Raw genomic sequence first — 12,928 nt, 5'->3', positions numbered from 1 at the left:
CTTATGGGAATCCCTAACGTGACAACGCAACGCCTCATCCTGGTCAGCAAGCGGTCTCCGCTCACCTACAGCCGCAATGCAAAGAGCGGCGAACTTGAAGCCATGCTGGCGCCCGGCGGCACCGCCAATGTGGTGGCCGACATGGCCAGCCTTCTGGATGTCGACTGGATGTGCTCGGCAATGACGGCCGAGGACCTGGAAATGCGCGAGCGCCATCCGGAAGGAATGAAACTGGCATTCACCTCCAGCGAGCGTCCGATCACCGTGCACATGCAGCAGCACGATGGCCAGGTCTTCGCCGACATGCAGGAAGTCATGACCGCCGATGTGCTCTGGGCCTGCAACAATACCTTGTGGGACAGCTGGAACACGCCCAGCTTCGGCCCCGATATCCGCCGCGCCTGGGAACACTACAAGCTGTTCAACGCAGACTTTCTGCGCGCCGCTTCAGCGCAGCTTGAACGTTCACCCGATGCTCCGGTACTGGTGCACGACTACCAGCTGTCCGTGCTGCCCGGCATGCTCAGGCAGTCCCATCCCGGCCAGCGCATCCTGCTGTTCATCCACATTCCCTGGCCTTCCGCCGATTACTGGCGCATGCTGCCGGTGTACATGCGGCGGGAGTTCATTGAAGGCATGCTGGGCGCGTCGGTGGTCGGCTTCTTTGCCAGACGCTGGGCCAGAAACTTCCTGGACTGCGTGCGCGATTTGCTGCCCGAAGCAAGCGTGGATATGGACAGGCTCACCGTCGAATATGCCGGCCATCGCACGCGCGTCGCGGCCATGCCGCTAGGCTACAGCCCGCAAGCTATCGATTATCGTGAAAAGGAAATGCCTCCCGACCTGCGGGCCTGGGTGGCGGGCCGCTTCATGGTGCTGCACTCCGGCCGCACCGATCCCATCAAGAACGGTCCGCGCGCCATTGCCGCATTCCGGTTGGCCTGCGAGCAGAGCATCGCCATGCGCGAACGCGGCTGCCTGCTGGTCCGCTGCAATCCGAATCGTCTCTATGTGCCGGCCAACAGCGACTATCTCGAGCAGCTGCATGCCGAGGCCGCCAGAACGAACAAGCATTTCGGCGCCGAACTCGTGCGCGTGATCTGCGAGAACGATGTCGGCAATACCCTCGGCTGCCTGCAGGAAGCCGATGTGCTGGTGTTCAATTCCACCATCGACGGCCAGAACCTGACCGTATTCGAAGCCTCGCTGCTCAACCGGCGCGACGCGTCGATCCTCCTGTCGGAGCGCGCCGGCGCGGCGGAAGCGCTTGCCGACGTGGTCGACTTGATCAATCCCTTCGACATCGCCGAACTGTCCGGCAAGCTGCTGGAGGCGTTTCGCATGGACGCCGGGCCGCGGCAGGAGAGGGCGGAGCGGCGCCGGCGGAAGGCGCGCGGTTTCGACTTGCCGCGCTGGGTCGACATGCAGCTCAGTGCGCTGGAGGTTGACTGATGAATTCCTTGCTGCCCCTGCTGCAGGAGCCGCCGTTCTACTATCCGGTCAGCCCGATCGCCATGGTCAAGGGGCGGGGCATCCGGCTTTACGATGACGAGGGAAGGGAATACCTCGATTGCGTCTCCGGCACCTTCAACCTGATTCTCGGCCACAATCATCCCGAGGTGGTGGAAGCCGCGAAGCTGCAAATGGACGAGCTGGTGTTTTCCAGCTCCAACTTCAATGCGCCCGCGGTTGATGCGCTGGCCCGCGCGCTGGTGGCGATCTCTCCCGCGAACCTGACGCGCGCCCATCTGCGCTCGCCGGGCGGATCGACCGCCAATGAAGGCGCGATCCGCATTGCCCAGCACATCACCGGCAAGCGCGATGTGATCACGCTGTTCCGCAGTCATCTCGGACAGACCTTTGCAATGACCGGCCTGTCCGGATTCAGCACGCACCGGACACCGTTTCCGAATGTCTTCCCCGGCGGCGTGCAGGTGCCGCCTCCCTACTGCGCGCGCTGTTTCTACAAGCAGTCGCCGGAGCACTGCGGCATGCTGTGCGTATCGCGCATCGACGACTTCATACGCTATGCCAGTACCGGCAGCGTGGCCTGCGTCCTGGTGGAACCGATTCTCGGCGTCGGCGGCAACATCATTCCGCCGGTGGATTACCTGCCCAGCCTGAAGGCCTTCTGCGAGGAGCGCGACATCCTGCTGATCTTCGATGAATGCCAGACCGGATTCGGCCGCTGCGGACAGATGTTCGCCGCCGACTATTTCGGCGTCGCGCCGCATGTCATGACGCTGGCCAAGGGCATGAGCGGGGTCGGCCTGCCGATAGGCGCGATCCTGACCGAAGAAAGACTGACCGGTCTCGACAAGCTTTTCCATGGCTTCACCAACGGCGGCTGGCTGCCCGCGGCGGCGGCGGCATTGAAAACCATAGAAATTCTCCAGCGGCCCGGCTTCCTGGAAAACGTGAGGCATGTCGGCAAGCTGCTGTGCGACGGATTGTCTTCCCTGCGCGAGCGCTTTCCCTTCATCGGGGAAGTCCGCGGCGCCGGACTGATGATCGGCATGGAAATCATCGCGCCCGACAAGCCGGATGCCAACCTGCCCGATAATGGCCGCGCACTCGCATTGCAGAAAGCGCTGCTGCAGCAAGGCGTCATCATCCGCATATCCGAGCACGGCCGCGGCAACGTGGTCGAAATCCGTCCCGCACTGGTTTCCACGGACAGCGACATCGCGGAAATCCTTCAGCGTTTCGAACTGGCCTGCGCGGTGATCCATGCCTGAACCTTCCATCCTCCGTTCGCCCTCGGCGAAAGTGCGCCAGGCGCTGCAGCATGCCCGGCAAGCCTGCCTCGATGCGGGGCGCGGCGTGGCAATGCGTCAGGGCATAGACATCGAGTTCCTGCATGATGCCGGCGCCATCCTGCGTCCTCATGCGATAGGCGTATGCCGCTCCGACGCCAAGGAGGCGGCGGGACGGCGGCCGGGGCCCAGCCAGTTTGGCCATGAGCTGGTGGCGGACATCATTGAATGCTGGGGAACGGAGGCGTTCAAGCCCGGTGACATCGTCAGCCTCGATCCCAATGTCGTGGTGCATCGCACTTCCGGCTTCGCGGAGCTGGTCGCGCTGGACGCGCCCGCCGCCGCGCTGGAGGCGGCGCTATACCGGCTGGCGCGCCCGGCCGGGCCGCTCGTTCATTACGTGCTGGCCGAGCCGGTCGCCTGCGCCGAACACTGCGTACGCACGGCCCTGGCTGGCTTGCCGGCCTTGCCCGACCGCGTGCTTGTGGCCGGCGCCGGCACCATGGGCGTCTTCATTGCGCTCGGGCTGTGCCGGCGCGGCATGCGCGTCACGCTGGCCAACCGTTCCGAAGAGCGCCTGCGCTTCGTCGAGCAACTCGGCTTGCCGGGCATTGAACTGAGCCGTCTCGACAGGGTAAGTACGCCCGCCGATCTGACGGTGCTGGCGACCACGTTCGTGCCGCGCGAATTGCTCGATGCCGGCGTCGCACTGACCGCGAGCGGCGGCCGGATCACTCTCTTCGGCGGCATCGAGCCTTCCTTCGGCGATTACCTGGGCGTGGATGTGCAAGGACTGCGGCTGAACGAACGCAGGGAGCGTCTTGTTCTGTCCGACGGGCATGCGGTGGAACTGGCGGGAAGCTACGGATTGCAGCGGGAGGACTTCCTGCGCGCGCTGGACCTGATCGCGTCCGGCGGCATTGCGCCGGCGCTGCTGGAACGCATGATCACGGGCCGGCATGCGCTGCATGAATTGCCCGCCTTGCTGAGGGCCATGAACAGCGGCCATGACGTCGGCAAGCGGCTCATCCTGCCGTACGGCGGGCATTGAAAACAACACGTGTCCGTCACCACTTCACATTGAAAGCGCATCCGCAATGAAAAACACCGAGTATCGCTTCGACGCCGTCCTGTTCGATTTCGCCGACACCCTCTTCAACAGCAGGTCGGCGTTGCTTCCCGACCTGATGGCCGCGCGCTGCGCGGATGCCGGGCTAGCTGCCAGCGAAAGCGATTGCAGCCGCTGGATCGAACGCATCATCGCCTATGTCGCCAGCGACGAGGGGCGAGCGCGCATGCGCAGCTGCGATTTCTCCTTGCCTTTGCATCGTGCATCATGGACCGCCTGTGTGCATGCCTGCGAAGACATTCCGCATGCATTTGCGGAGCCCTTCTACGAGGTGTTCTGCGATGCCAGGCTGTGGCGTCCGTTCCATGATGCCTTGCCGGTGCTGCGCATGCTCAGCGCGCGCGGCATTGCGGTCGGGGTGATCAGCAACATCGGCTGGGATATCCGGCCGGCGCTCGACGTCAATCACATGAGCGGTTTCATCGAAGTCGTGGTGCAGTCCTTCGAACTCGGCGCGATCAAGCCGGAGCCCGCACCGTTTCGCAGCGCGTTGGAGCAGCTGGATATCACGCCCGCACGCGCGCTGATGGTCGGCGATAACTGGAGCACCGACGGCGGCGCGCAGGCGCTTGGCGTCACCACGCTGCTTCTGCCGCAGGTGCAGGATCCGTCGCTGCCGCGCGGCCTGGACATGGTGCTCGACATTGTCGGCATCGGCCGCAGGCAGGGTGACGGGACAGGGTTGACCGCGTCCGGCATCGCCGCGCCTGCGTTTGCATGAATGGCATGCGGTGACGGCGCGGCCTGCTCCATTTTCCGCAGGCCTGCACAAGCGGCGCATCGATAAATAATGACCCAGGGATGGCGGCACAGCTTCCCGGGACGGAGGACGACAAATGGCATTGACTCATGACAACGGACATGTGCTGATCCGGTTCTGGCCGCTCTGGCTGAGCAAGCTCATGTGGGGCATGTTCTGGGCCAGCTGGGGGGCCATGGTGCCGTCCGTGCAGAGCCGGCTGGGGCTGACCGACGCGGCGCTCGGCGAGCAGCTGATGATGGTCGTGGTCGGCGTGCTTCCCGCCACGTTCATCGGCAGCCGCCTGTGGTCGCGACTCGGCAGGCTGCAGCTGCCGCTGACCCTGCTCGTGTATGCGGCCGGAACATTCTGGCTCGGCCATGTGCAGAGCGGCAGGGAGCTTGGCCTGGCGCTGCTGGTTTGCGGCGTGGCCTCCGGCATGCTGGAAGTCACCCTGGCCTGCATGATCGCCTGTGCGCAGGACATGACGGGAAAGAAGCTGTTCAGCGTCGGTCAGGCAATTTTTCCGCTCGCGGTGGTGGTAAGCGCGCCAGCGGTGGGCTGGATGAGGAGGGAAGGTGTCGAACCGGCTTATATCTTCGAAGGCCTCGCGGCATTGATGCTTGCGGCCGCTATCCTGAGCTCGCTGAGCTCCCTGCGTTTTCCGACGCGCGCGCGATGCAGGCGGCAACGCGGGCAACGCGGGCAGCGCGCAGTCGCGCTTCAGCGCGCCGCTGGCCCTGCTCATGCTGATGGGCTTCTTCCTGTATGTGCTCGAACACGCGGTCAATCACTGGTCGGCCCTGTATCTGCAGCGCGAACTCGGGGCGGATGCCTTCCTTGCCAGCTGGGGGCCAAGCATCTACATGGGCGCGGCCTGCATCGGCCGCCTTGCGGTGCATGGCATGGGACGCAGGCTGTCCGACCTGCCGGTCATCGTATTCGGCTTTGCCGCGGGGGCTGCCGCACTGCTGTGGGTCAGCGGCGCCGGAGCGCCCGGGATCGCGCTCGCCGGTTTCCTGGCGGCGGGCCTGCTGATGTCGCCGGCGATTCCGGCGATCTACAGCCTGTCCACGTCGATCGCCGATCCGCAGATGCGCATGCGCCTGCTCGGCAATCTCTCGACGGTCTGCAACATCGGCTATGTCGTCAGTCCGCTGGCGTTCGGCAGCCTGTCGAGCGCCTACGGAATGCAGTTCAGCTGGCGCATGATGAGCATTGCGGCTCTGGCATGCCTCGGCCTGCTGCTGCTGGCCCAGTTCTCCGGCATGTTCCGTTCGCGGGTTCCTGCCGGCATGATCAACGACCTTCATTAAGGCAAGGATATTTAATGACAAATTTCGCCGGACCGGGATCGATGTCAAGACAGAGCCAAGTCAGTGAGCAGACATTCAATATGAGCAGACATTCAACATGAACAGGACGAGAACCGTGTTGCTTGCAGGCGGACTGGGAAAGCGCATGCGCCATCTCGGCCATGCGCGGCTCAAGCCCCTGATTCCCTTCGGCGGCGTTTGCCACCTGATCGACTTCAGCCTCAACAATGCCTACCGCTCCGGCATTCCCGAAGTGCTGCTGCTGTCGCATTACAGCGAGCTCAAACTGATTCGCTACCTGCTCTCCGCCTGGAGCGGCAAGCCCGGCTTTCGCGTCCATCTCGGTCCGTACGATGGGCTGACACTGGCCGATCTCGACGCATCCTATGCGTCGGTGGCGCGTCCGCCGGAAAGCGGTACCGCCGATGCGCTGATCAAGAACGCCCGTCATATCTTCGACTGCGGCTGCAGCGATGTGATGGTGCTGCATGCGGACCATGTCTACAACTTCGATTACGGCCCCATGATCGACTATCACCGTGCAAGCGGCGCCGCGCTGACCATGGGTTTCCAGGAAATCGCGCCGGAGTTTGTCCACCTGTTCGGCATGGTGGAATTCGATGCGCAACGCAGACTGCGCAGCTTCGTCGAAAAACCCTCTCATCCGGTGGCAAACACCATCTTTTCCGCGGTCTGCATCTTTCGCGCGGAGGTGCTTCAGCATTACCTCGCCGTGTTGTCCCGCACCGACTGGCAACATGACATCAGCCGCGATGTCATCCCCGCCATGCTTCGCGGCGGCGAGATCATCATGGGGTTTCCCTTCACCGATTACTGGGAGGACATCGGCACCGTCGAACGCTATCACCGCGCGCAGCTTGCGCTGCTCGGGACAGCGCCAACCATGCGGCTGGAGGACATGCCGGTGACATTGCTGCCGCAGTATGGGCGTCGGTATATCAGGGAAGAACGCAACATCGCCGATGCGATCGTCAGCGAGGACTGCGAGAGCGATGCGCGCATCGAGACTTCGATCGTGTATCCGCGCGTGGAGATTGCAGCCGATGCCATCGTGCGCAACAGCGTGCTGTTGACCGGCGCCAAGGTGCGGCCCGGCGCCGTGGTCGAGAACACGATCCTCCTGGAAGACCAGGTGTTTCCCCGGGCATGAATCAAGCCCGCGCCTGCAGTATGTTTACGCCGTGTCCTGCAGGCATGGATGGGGCACATCATGCACATGCCGCGGTGCCGGTGCGCTTCCTCAATACCCCCAACCACTAATGCAATGAATAACAACAACACCCATGAGGTCATGGCTTACATCGAACAGGTACTGGCGATCGCCCAGAGCGGCCTTGCCTATTCCAAAGACCCGTACGACATTGAGCGATTCACCCTTTTGCGCCAGCTTTCAGCCGAGCTGATGGCGAATACGCAGGGGCTAGACCTTGACCGCGTTGCAGGCTGGATCGACGTGGATGAGCATTATGCGACGCCCAAGATCGATGTCCGTGCACTGGTGCTCGATGATGACGGCAAGATTCTGCTGGTTCAGGAAAGCAGCGACCGCAACTGGACGCTGCCCGGGGGCTGGTGCGATATCGGCGAATCGGCTGGGGAGGCGGTCGTGCGCGAAACGTTTGAAGAAACGGGGCTGCATGTCACTCCGCTGCGCCTGCTGGCCTTGTTCGACAAGCGCAAGCATGATCATCCGCCGCAGATGCCGCATGCGCATAAATGTTTTTTCCTGTGCAAGTCCGAATCCGGCACGCTTACCGGGCGCACTTCGGAAACCAGCGCCGCTGGTTATTTTCCGCTGGATGCATTACCGCCGCTGTCCCTGCATCGATTGACAAAGAATCAACTGATGACAGTGGCACACCATGCACGCAGCGGCAATTTACATGCCTTGTTCGACTGAATGTCGACTCCGGCGCCGAAAGTATTCGACGCCGGATGCATCTTCCTGCCAGATCGGCCTGCCTCGTGATGCCTGTTTCAATGGCAAGTGTTATAGGCACGATGAATGGTTGTCAATGCGATCGGCAGTTCCTCATAACCCTCCAGATCGGCGGGCTGATTGATGCGGGGAACATATCCCCATTCCGAGGAAGTGGCCATGCGCACGTATTCCCATTCAAGATCGCCGGCCTGCTTGAGTGTTGCAAGAGCTTCCTTTTCAATTTCGTGGATCAGGCGCCAGGTCAGGACGCGTCCCGCCGTACGATACCGCTGCGCAATGGGTATCACGGCGGCGGCAAGACGTTCCTTGGCGGCGTGGAGTTTATAGACTTCGAACAGCTTCATGGACGTTTCGACTGCAAAGACTGTATGGGCATACAGTATAAGGCACTTTGTTTTGGCATGCTCTCATAGACAGCAGGAAGCCTGCTTTGTTGCATACAGGCCATAAAATCCTTTGGCTTGCAGATCCGGCCCGGCAACATGCTGGGCCGAATCCCCTCATTCAGACCCACTCCTAGAGGTAGACGGTAAGACCAGTGACCCGAAGAATGAACCATTCTTGCGGCGAGTTCATGGAAAGCGTGACGCCATGCCCATACCGGCGCGTTTCTGAAAATGCATGCATCGTTATTGCGGAACTGAAGGAATCTCCATGCCACTCATTGCCATTGACACGGCGTAATCGTCACGTGGAGCGAACGACATTTGGCCAGGAGCGTCGCGGCGGATCTCGCCGACTGCTGCTGCATAGCACCTGGAACATGCATGAAGCACAACAGGCGTGTCGCCGTGTCATCGCTTTTGTACACAAAACCGTTGCTTTTATACGTCGCGTGCAAAGAGATGTGCCGTAGATCACATTGTGTGCACGCACCGTTTTCTATACTTGGATGACGTCGCATGGTCGCGGCGCTGGGAAAAGAGACATCATGGAACACTTATTACATCAAGAATCCAAACAGGGACGCCGCCGGGCATTGTTCAATCTGCGTCGTGTTCAAAGCACGGCTTGTTTCAGTGTCACGATCGGTGCCGGCATTATCGCGCTGATGCTGAAAGCGATCTGATACGAGGTTTGCAGGTCCTCACCCATAACAGGATTTACGTTCCTGCGACTGACCGTGCGCGATCCGCCCACGATCGGCGGTCAGGTCAGGGTGAAACCGCTCCAATACCAATCCCATGTCATGTTATGACTCGGGATTAATATAAGCCCGTCGAGGGTTCTCCTTCGCCCACAGGGTTTACATGGACAGAAGTCGGGACGGGAAAAATAGCCGAACGTGACCACTCCTTCCTGGTCGCCGCAACGAAGTCCCTCCGAATGCCTGAGGGCGGGGAAGCTTGTTTGCAGTCAAACAAGTCTCCCTGATGCATGAGAAAATAGCAGCCTTTTTCTTTTGCTATCCCAATTGCGCATTCGTGCGGCGGCTTCGATGCACCATTTCCGTTTTATCGACGTTCTCAGGATCGTCGCATTCAACCTGATTGTCCTTCATCATCTGGCCTTCTACGGGCCGATGGCGGATCATGTGCGCCCAGTGCTTCCCGACACCATTGACTGGCTGGCCGGCCCTGCCCGGATTGTCGTGCAAATTTTCCTGGTCATTGCCGGGTTTCTCGCCGCCCGTTCGTTCTGCCCGCAAGGCGTTCCCGAGGAGATCCGGCCATTGCGCGCGGGCTTGCGGCGTTTCCTGAAACTGGCTCCGCCTTTTGCGGTTGCCATGGGCCTGGCGGTCTTCGCCTCCATGCTGGCGTCCATGTGGATGGAGCATTATTCGCTCACCGCATTCCCCGACTGGCAGCAGGTCTTTGCCCATGCGCTGCTGCTGCATGGTGTGTTCGGTGTTGAATCGCTGTCGGCGGGGGCCTGGTATGTCGCGATCGATTTCCAGCTTTATCTGCTGCTGGCCTGCATGATGCGTTTTGCCGCCGGGGCCTCAACCACGTCGGGAAGACGGCGTGCGGCCTTGCATCTGGTGGTGGCCGGCGTCGGTGCTTCGCTGTTCTACTTCAACCGGGACGCTGCCTGGGATGCCTGGGCGGTGTATTTCTTCGGAAGCTATGGACTCGGCGTGCTGGCTTGGTGGGTGGTCCAGGCGAAGGACTCCGCTTACCGTGCCGCCGTCATCCTCGGACTGATCGTTCTCCTCGGCGGACTGGCGCTGGAGATGGAATTTCGCAGCCGCATCGCGCTTGCAACGACAACCGCGGTATTGCTGGCGACGGTGTACCGGTTCGGGTCCGCCCGGAGTGCGTCATCGACGCTTTCATGGCCTGCCGTACAGTATTTCGGGCGTATTTCCTATGCTGTTTTCCTGGTGCACTTTCCGGTGTGCCTGCTGGTCAACGCCGTATTCACGCGCTTCGGCGATGCGTCGGCTGTCGTACAGGGCTGCGGCATGCTGATTGCCTGGCTCGCCAGCATTGCTGCCGGCGATGCATTTCACCGCTGGATCGAAATTCCTCTCGGACGCATGGTCGCTGAAGGACGTCCAGGCAAACGCACAAGTCCTTCCGTTCCGCGCCTGACAAACTGAGCGTTACGCAGCAGGGCGGGAGTGCCGGCCCCCTGACCGCGCCATTGGGGCCGGCCGCCTTTTCAACTCACATCAGGGCTGCGCGGGATCATCCGGATCATTGTCGGTGGGACGCAATTTCTGCATGTCTTCCCGGCTGATCCGATGGGGACGATGCGGATCGGTGCTCGGTTCATCCTCGGGCAGGATGTGCTGGTCGCCGGACTCCTTCTGCTGCATCTGATGCCGGTCCGCGGATTGATTCCGGTTTCGGTTGGGTGTGGTCATCGTCATGGTGGGCTCCTTGAGGCTCGTTGCGCGTTCCCGGTGGATCGCATGCATTTCGCAGGCATCCGGAACGCGACGCATGGACTGGTTAGAGAAGCCTGTTGGCCTCAAGTTCGTGGCGGTGACAGTGTCATTGGCATTGGCATTGGCATATCAGCGGCAACTGCACGACGGTAGATTTGCCGTCAAATATTTTCCTTCACTGGCATGGAACTCGAGGCGTTCGTTTGTCACTGACAGCGGCAATGCTTCGCTCCACTAATTTAATCAGTTGCGCGTCAGCCGCAGTCTTGCAGGAAAACAATGTCCACCATTCCCAGATTCACCAGCCTTTCCATGTCCGACCTCTTGGATGCTGAAAGGTATGCCGAGGTAAAAAGCCGCCAATATCCGTATGGCTCGCCGGCCGCTAACAGCAGTCATGACCTGTTGCGTGCGCCGGCGCAACCGCAACACTCGCAGCATCACTTGCCTGCACCGCCCCAACACATGGGAGGGAATATGGCCTGGCGTCTTCGGCGAGCGGCTTCCACGCACGCACTCTCCGCATCGGCACGCGTCAATGAAGGTCAGTCTTCGGACTACCTGGTCGTCATAATGACGAATCTGAACAGGCTGAAAGAGTATGCAGCGGGCTTCAGGTTCAAACCCGACGATCTGAGGCACCAGATAAGGCGTGAGGTCATGAAGGCCCAGACCCAGGCATTCAATGTGAATAAATCGCTGGAGCAAATTCTGTATGCGATGAACAAAGCCAAGAATGACTTGAAAGAGCCAGCGGAGCGGCTTTCAGATGAGGATGTTTTCAGGCAATCGTTAACGATGACCTTCAGGGAACGCACATCGCTCGCCAACCCTACGGCTTTCCAAATCCTGCTGAATAAATACAAGAGCCAGAAAGGCATGGGTGACGCCGCCGCAGCGATCAAGGCCGGAACTACGACGCTGGCTTTTCCGGTTGTTCAGGCGGCTCAAAAGCTGATCCCAGGTTCATTCCAACGAAAAAGGGACGGACGTCAACACAAGGAAGAACTGCCAACTGGATTGGACAGCCGGCGACAGGATACGGAGACGGCCACCCGCACCGGCCGTCCCGAAGGAATATCCGGCCGCGACATGGACTTTGACGCGGCCCTTGGCCTGAGAAGTGAATCCATGTCAACCATCAACAATGATCCCGATGTCATCCCTGAAGGCGCATCCGTTCCCGCTTCGTCTCCTGCCGACATCGTCAAGAGAATCAGCGAACTCGTGGAAGCCAATGGAGCGTCTGGCGCGCTGGTAGAGATGGAAATTGAACACGCAGTCATCCTCAGCGAATTCAAAGGCAGCCTGAACCACTTGAAGGAACTGATGGAACCCTAGAGCGGTTTCACCTTGCCCTGCCTGTCGATCCCGGACAGATTGCCGCTGGCACTGCGTTGTGACTCAAATCTGTTGGCCCGATGCGGATGACAATCGCGCCGATACTGCGGCAACAGTGCGTGCAAGGCCCCGGCCTTGCCGTGCTCTTTTCCTTGCCCAGGCATGATGCCGCCGCAGTTGCCTTCAACAAAATTCCAGCTCACACCAGCCTGGCGTACCGCACCTGAGCAGTTCACAAAGCCTGTGCCAGGAGAGCAGCGATGTCCGCGCTATGGCACAGGCAGGACCGGTACGATACCAATCCACACTGCTCAATGCGTGATGATCTTGCCGAGGAAATCACGCGCCCGTTCCGAGCGCGGCGCGCCGAAGAACTCTTCCTTCGAACAGTCATCAACGACGAGGCCACGATCCATGAACACCACCCGGTTGGCCACCTTGCGCGCAAAGCCCATTTCGTGCGTGACCACCATCATCGTCATGCCGTCCTGCGCCAGCCCCACCATCACGTCCAGCACTTCATTGATCATTTCCGGATCCAGCGCCGAGGTCGGCTCGTCGAACAGCATCGCGATCGGGTCCATCGACAGGGCCCGCGCAATCGCCACCCGCTGCTGCTGGCCACCCGACAGCTGCCCGGGAAACTTGTCCTTCTGCGCCAGCAGGCCCACCCGGTCAAGATACTTCAGCCCCTTCTCGGTGGCTTCCTCCTCGCTCCTGCCCAGCACCTTTACCTGCCCGATCGTCAGGTTCTGCCGGATCGACAGGTGCGGAAACAGCTCGAAGTTCTGGAACACCATGCCGATCCTCGCCCTCAGCTTCGACAGGTTGGTCTTCGGATCGCCCACCGA

15 protein-coding genes are annotated in these 12,928 nt (G+C 60.9%); 10 read left to right on the top strand and 5 right to left on the bottom strand.

What is annotated here, in order from left to right:
* The first annotated feature begins 18 nt into the window (after positions 1–18).
* Genes FH061_RS10905 through FH061_RS10890 form a run of 4 tightly spaced genes read left to right on the top strand, consistent with a single transcriptional unit; the run spans position 19 to position 4,606 of the window.
* Positions 19–1,452 carry a trehalose-6-phosphate synthase gene (locus FH061_RS10905; protein ID WP_151635858.1) on the top strand — a complete coding sequence of 478 codons (1,434 nt, stop codon included), beginning with the start codon at positions 19–21 and terminating at the stop codon, positions 1,450–1,452.
* Positions 1,452–2,738, top strand: a complete 1,287-nt coding sequence (locus FH061_RS10900) for an aspartate aminotransferase family protein (RefSeq protein ID WP_225984601.1) — start codon at positions 1,452–1,454, stop codon at positions 2,736–2,738. Before FH061_RS10905 ends, FH061_RS10900 begins: the two co-directional genes overlap by 1 nt.
* On the top strand, positions 2,731–3,807 hold the full coding sequence (locus FH061_RS10895) for an MDR/zinc-dependent alcohol dehydrogenase-like family protein (protein WP_151635857.1): 1,077 nt from the start codon (positions 2,731–2,733) through the stop codon (positions 3,805–3,807). The genes FH061_RS10900 and FH061_RS10895 overlap by 8 nt, the downstream gene beginning before the upstream one ends.
* Before the next feature lie 46 nt (positions 3,808–3,853).
* Positions 3,854–4,606 carry an HAD family hydrolase gene (locus FH061_RS10890; protein WP_192805002.1) on the top strand — a complete coding sequence of 251 codons (753 nt, stop codon included), beginning with the start codon at positions 3,854–3,856 and terminating at the stop codon, positions 4,604–4,606.
* 126 nt (positions 4,607–4,732) lie between these two features.
* Here the strand turns inward: FH061_RS10890 and FH061_RS10885 are convergent, their stop codons facing one another.
* The gene (locus FH061_RS10885) at positions 4,733–5,110 is read right to left on the bottom strand and encodes a hypothetical protein (RefSeq protein ID WP_151635855.1); all 378 of its coding nucleotides are present in this window, start codon (positions 5,108–5,110) and stop codon (positions 4,733–4,735) included.
* 260 nt (positions 5,111–5,370) lie between these two features.
* On the opposite strand from FH061_RS10885, the gene FH061_RS10880 reads away from it, so the two are divergent.
* From FH061_RS10880 to FH061_RS10870, 3 genes are all read left to right on the top strand, one after another.
* The gene (locus FH061_RS10880; RefSeq protein ID WP_151635854.1) at positions 5,371–5,940 is read left to right on the top strand and encodes an MFS transporter; all 570 of its coding nucleotides are present in this window, start codon (positions 5,371–5,373) and stop codon (positions 5,938–5,940) included.
* 97 nt (positions 5,941–6,037) lie between these two features.
* Positions 6,038–7,111 (top strand): sugar phosphate nucleotidyltransferase, encoded by a 1,074-nt coding sequence (locus FH061_RS10875; protein WP_151635853.1) that lies wholly within the window; start codon positions 6,038–6,040, stop codon positions 7,109–7,111.
* A 114-nt stretch (positions 7,112–7,225) separates the two neighbouring features.
* Positions 7,226–7,861: an NUDIX hydrolase gene (locus tag FH061_RS10870; RefSeq protein WP_151635852.1), complete on the top strand. Its 636-nt coding sequence runs from the start codon at positions 7,226–7,228 to the stop codon at positions 7,859–7,861.
* 77 nt (positions 7,862–7,938) lie between these two features.
* On the opposite strand, the gene FH061_RS10865 is transcribed toward FH061_RS10870, so the two are convergent.
* Positions 7,939–8,247: a DUF2471 family protein gene (locus FH061_RS10865; protein WP_151635851.1), complete on the bottom strand. Its 309-nt coding sequence runs from the start codon at positions 8,245–8,247 to the stop codon at positions 7,939–7,941.
* 587 nt (positions 8,248–8,834) lie between these two features.
* Here FH061_RS10865 and FH061_RS30385 point away from each other — a divergent pair.
* Together FH061_RS30385 and FH061_RS10860 are read left to right on the top strand one after the other, a co-directional pair.
* On the top strand, positions 8,835–8,972 hold the full coding sequence (locus FH061_RS30385) for a hypothetical protein (RefSeq protein WP_192805001.1): 138 nt from the start codon (positions 8,835–8,837) through the stop codon (positions 8,970–8,972).
* A gap of 369 nt (positions 8,973–9,341) precedes the next feature.
* A complete protein-coding gene (locus FH061_RS10860; protein WP_151635850.1) occupies positions 9,342–10,445 on the top strand; it encodes an acyltransferase family protein in 1,104 nt (367 codons plus the stop codon).
* A gap of 72 nt (positions 10,446–10,517) precedes the next feature.
* Here FH061_RS10860 and FH061_RS10855 read toward each other — a convergent pair whose 3' ends face one another.
* Positions 10,518–10,718 (bottom strand): hypothetical protein, encoded by a 201-nt coding sequence (locus FH061_RS10855; protein ID WP_151635849.1) that lies wholly within the window; start codon positions 10,716–10,718, stop codon positions 10,518–10,520.
* Positions 10,719–11,015: 297 nt separating this feature from the next.
* Between FH061_RS10855 and FH061_RS10850 the strand changes: the two genes are divergently transcribed.
* Positions 11,016–12,077 carry a hypothetical protein gene (locus tag FH061_RS10850; RefSeq protein WP_151635848.1) on the top strand — a complete coding sequence of 354 codons (1,062 nt, stop codon included), beginning with the start codon at positions 11,016–11,018 and terminating at the stop codon, positions 12,075–12,077.
* On the opposite strand, the gene FH061_RS30380 is transcribed toward FH061_RS10850, so the two are convergent.
* Positions 12,074–12,280: a hypothetical protein gene (locus tag FH061_RS30380; protein WP_192805000.1), complete on the bottom strand. Its 207-nt coding sequence runs from the start codon at positions 12,278–12,280 to the stop codon at positions 12,074–12,076. The two genes, FH061_RS10850 and FH061_RS30380, sit on opposite strands and share 4 nt — an antisense overlap.
* 108 nt (positions 12,281–12,388) lie before the next feature.
* Positions 12,389–12,928 (bottom strand): amino acid ABC transporter ATP-binding protein (locus FH061_RS10845; RefSeq protein ID WP_151635847.1); only part of this gene is annotated, 540 nt, incomplete at its 5' end.

Origin of the sequence: Noviherbaspirillum aerium, from assembly GCF_008929045.1 — a bacterium.
GTDB lineage: Bacteria > Pseudomonadota > Gammaproteobacteria > Burkholderiales > Burkholderiaceae_D > Noviherbaspirillum > Noviherbaspirillum aerium.
The sequence above is the reverse complement of the archived record's forward strand: the minus strand, read 5'-3'. Positions and strand labels throughout refer to the sequence as shown.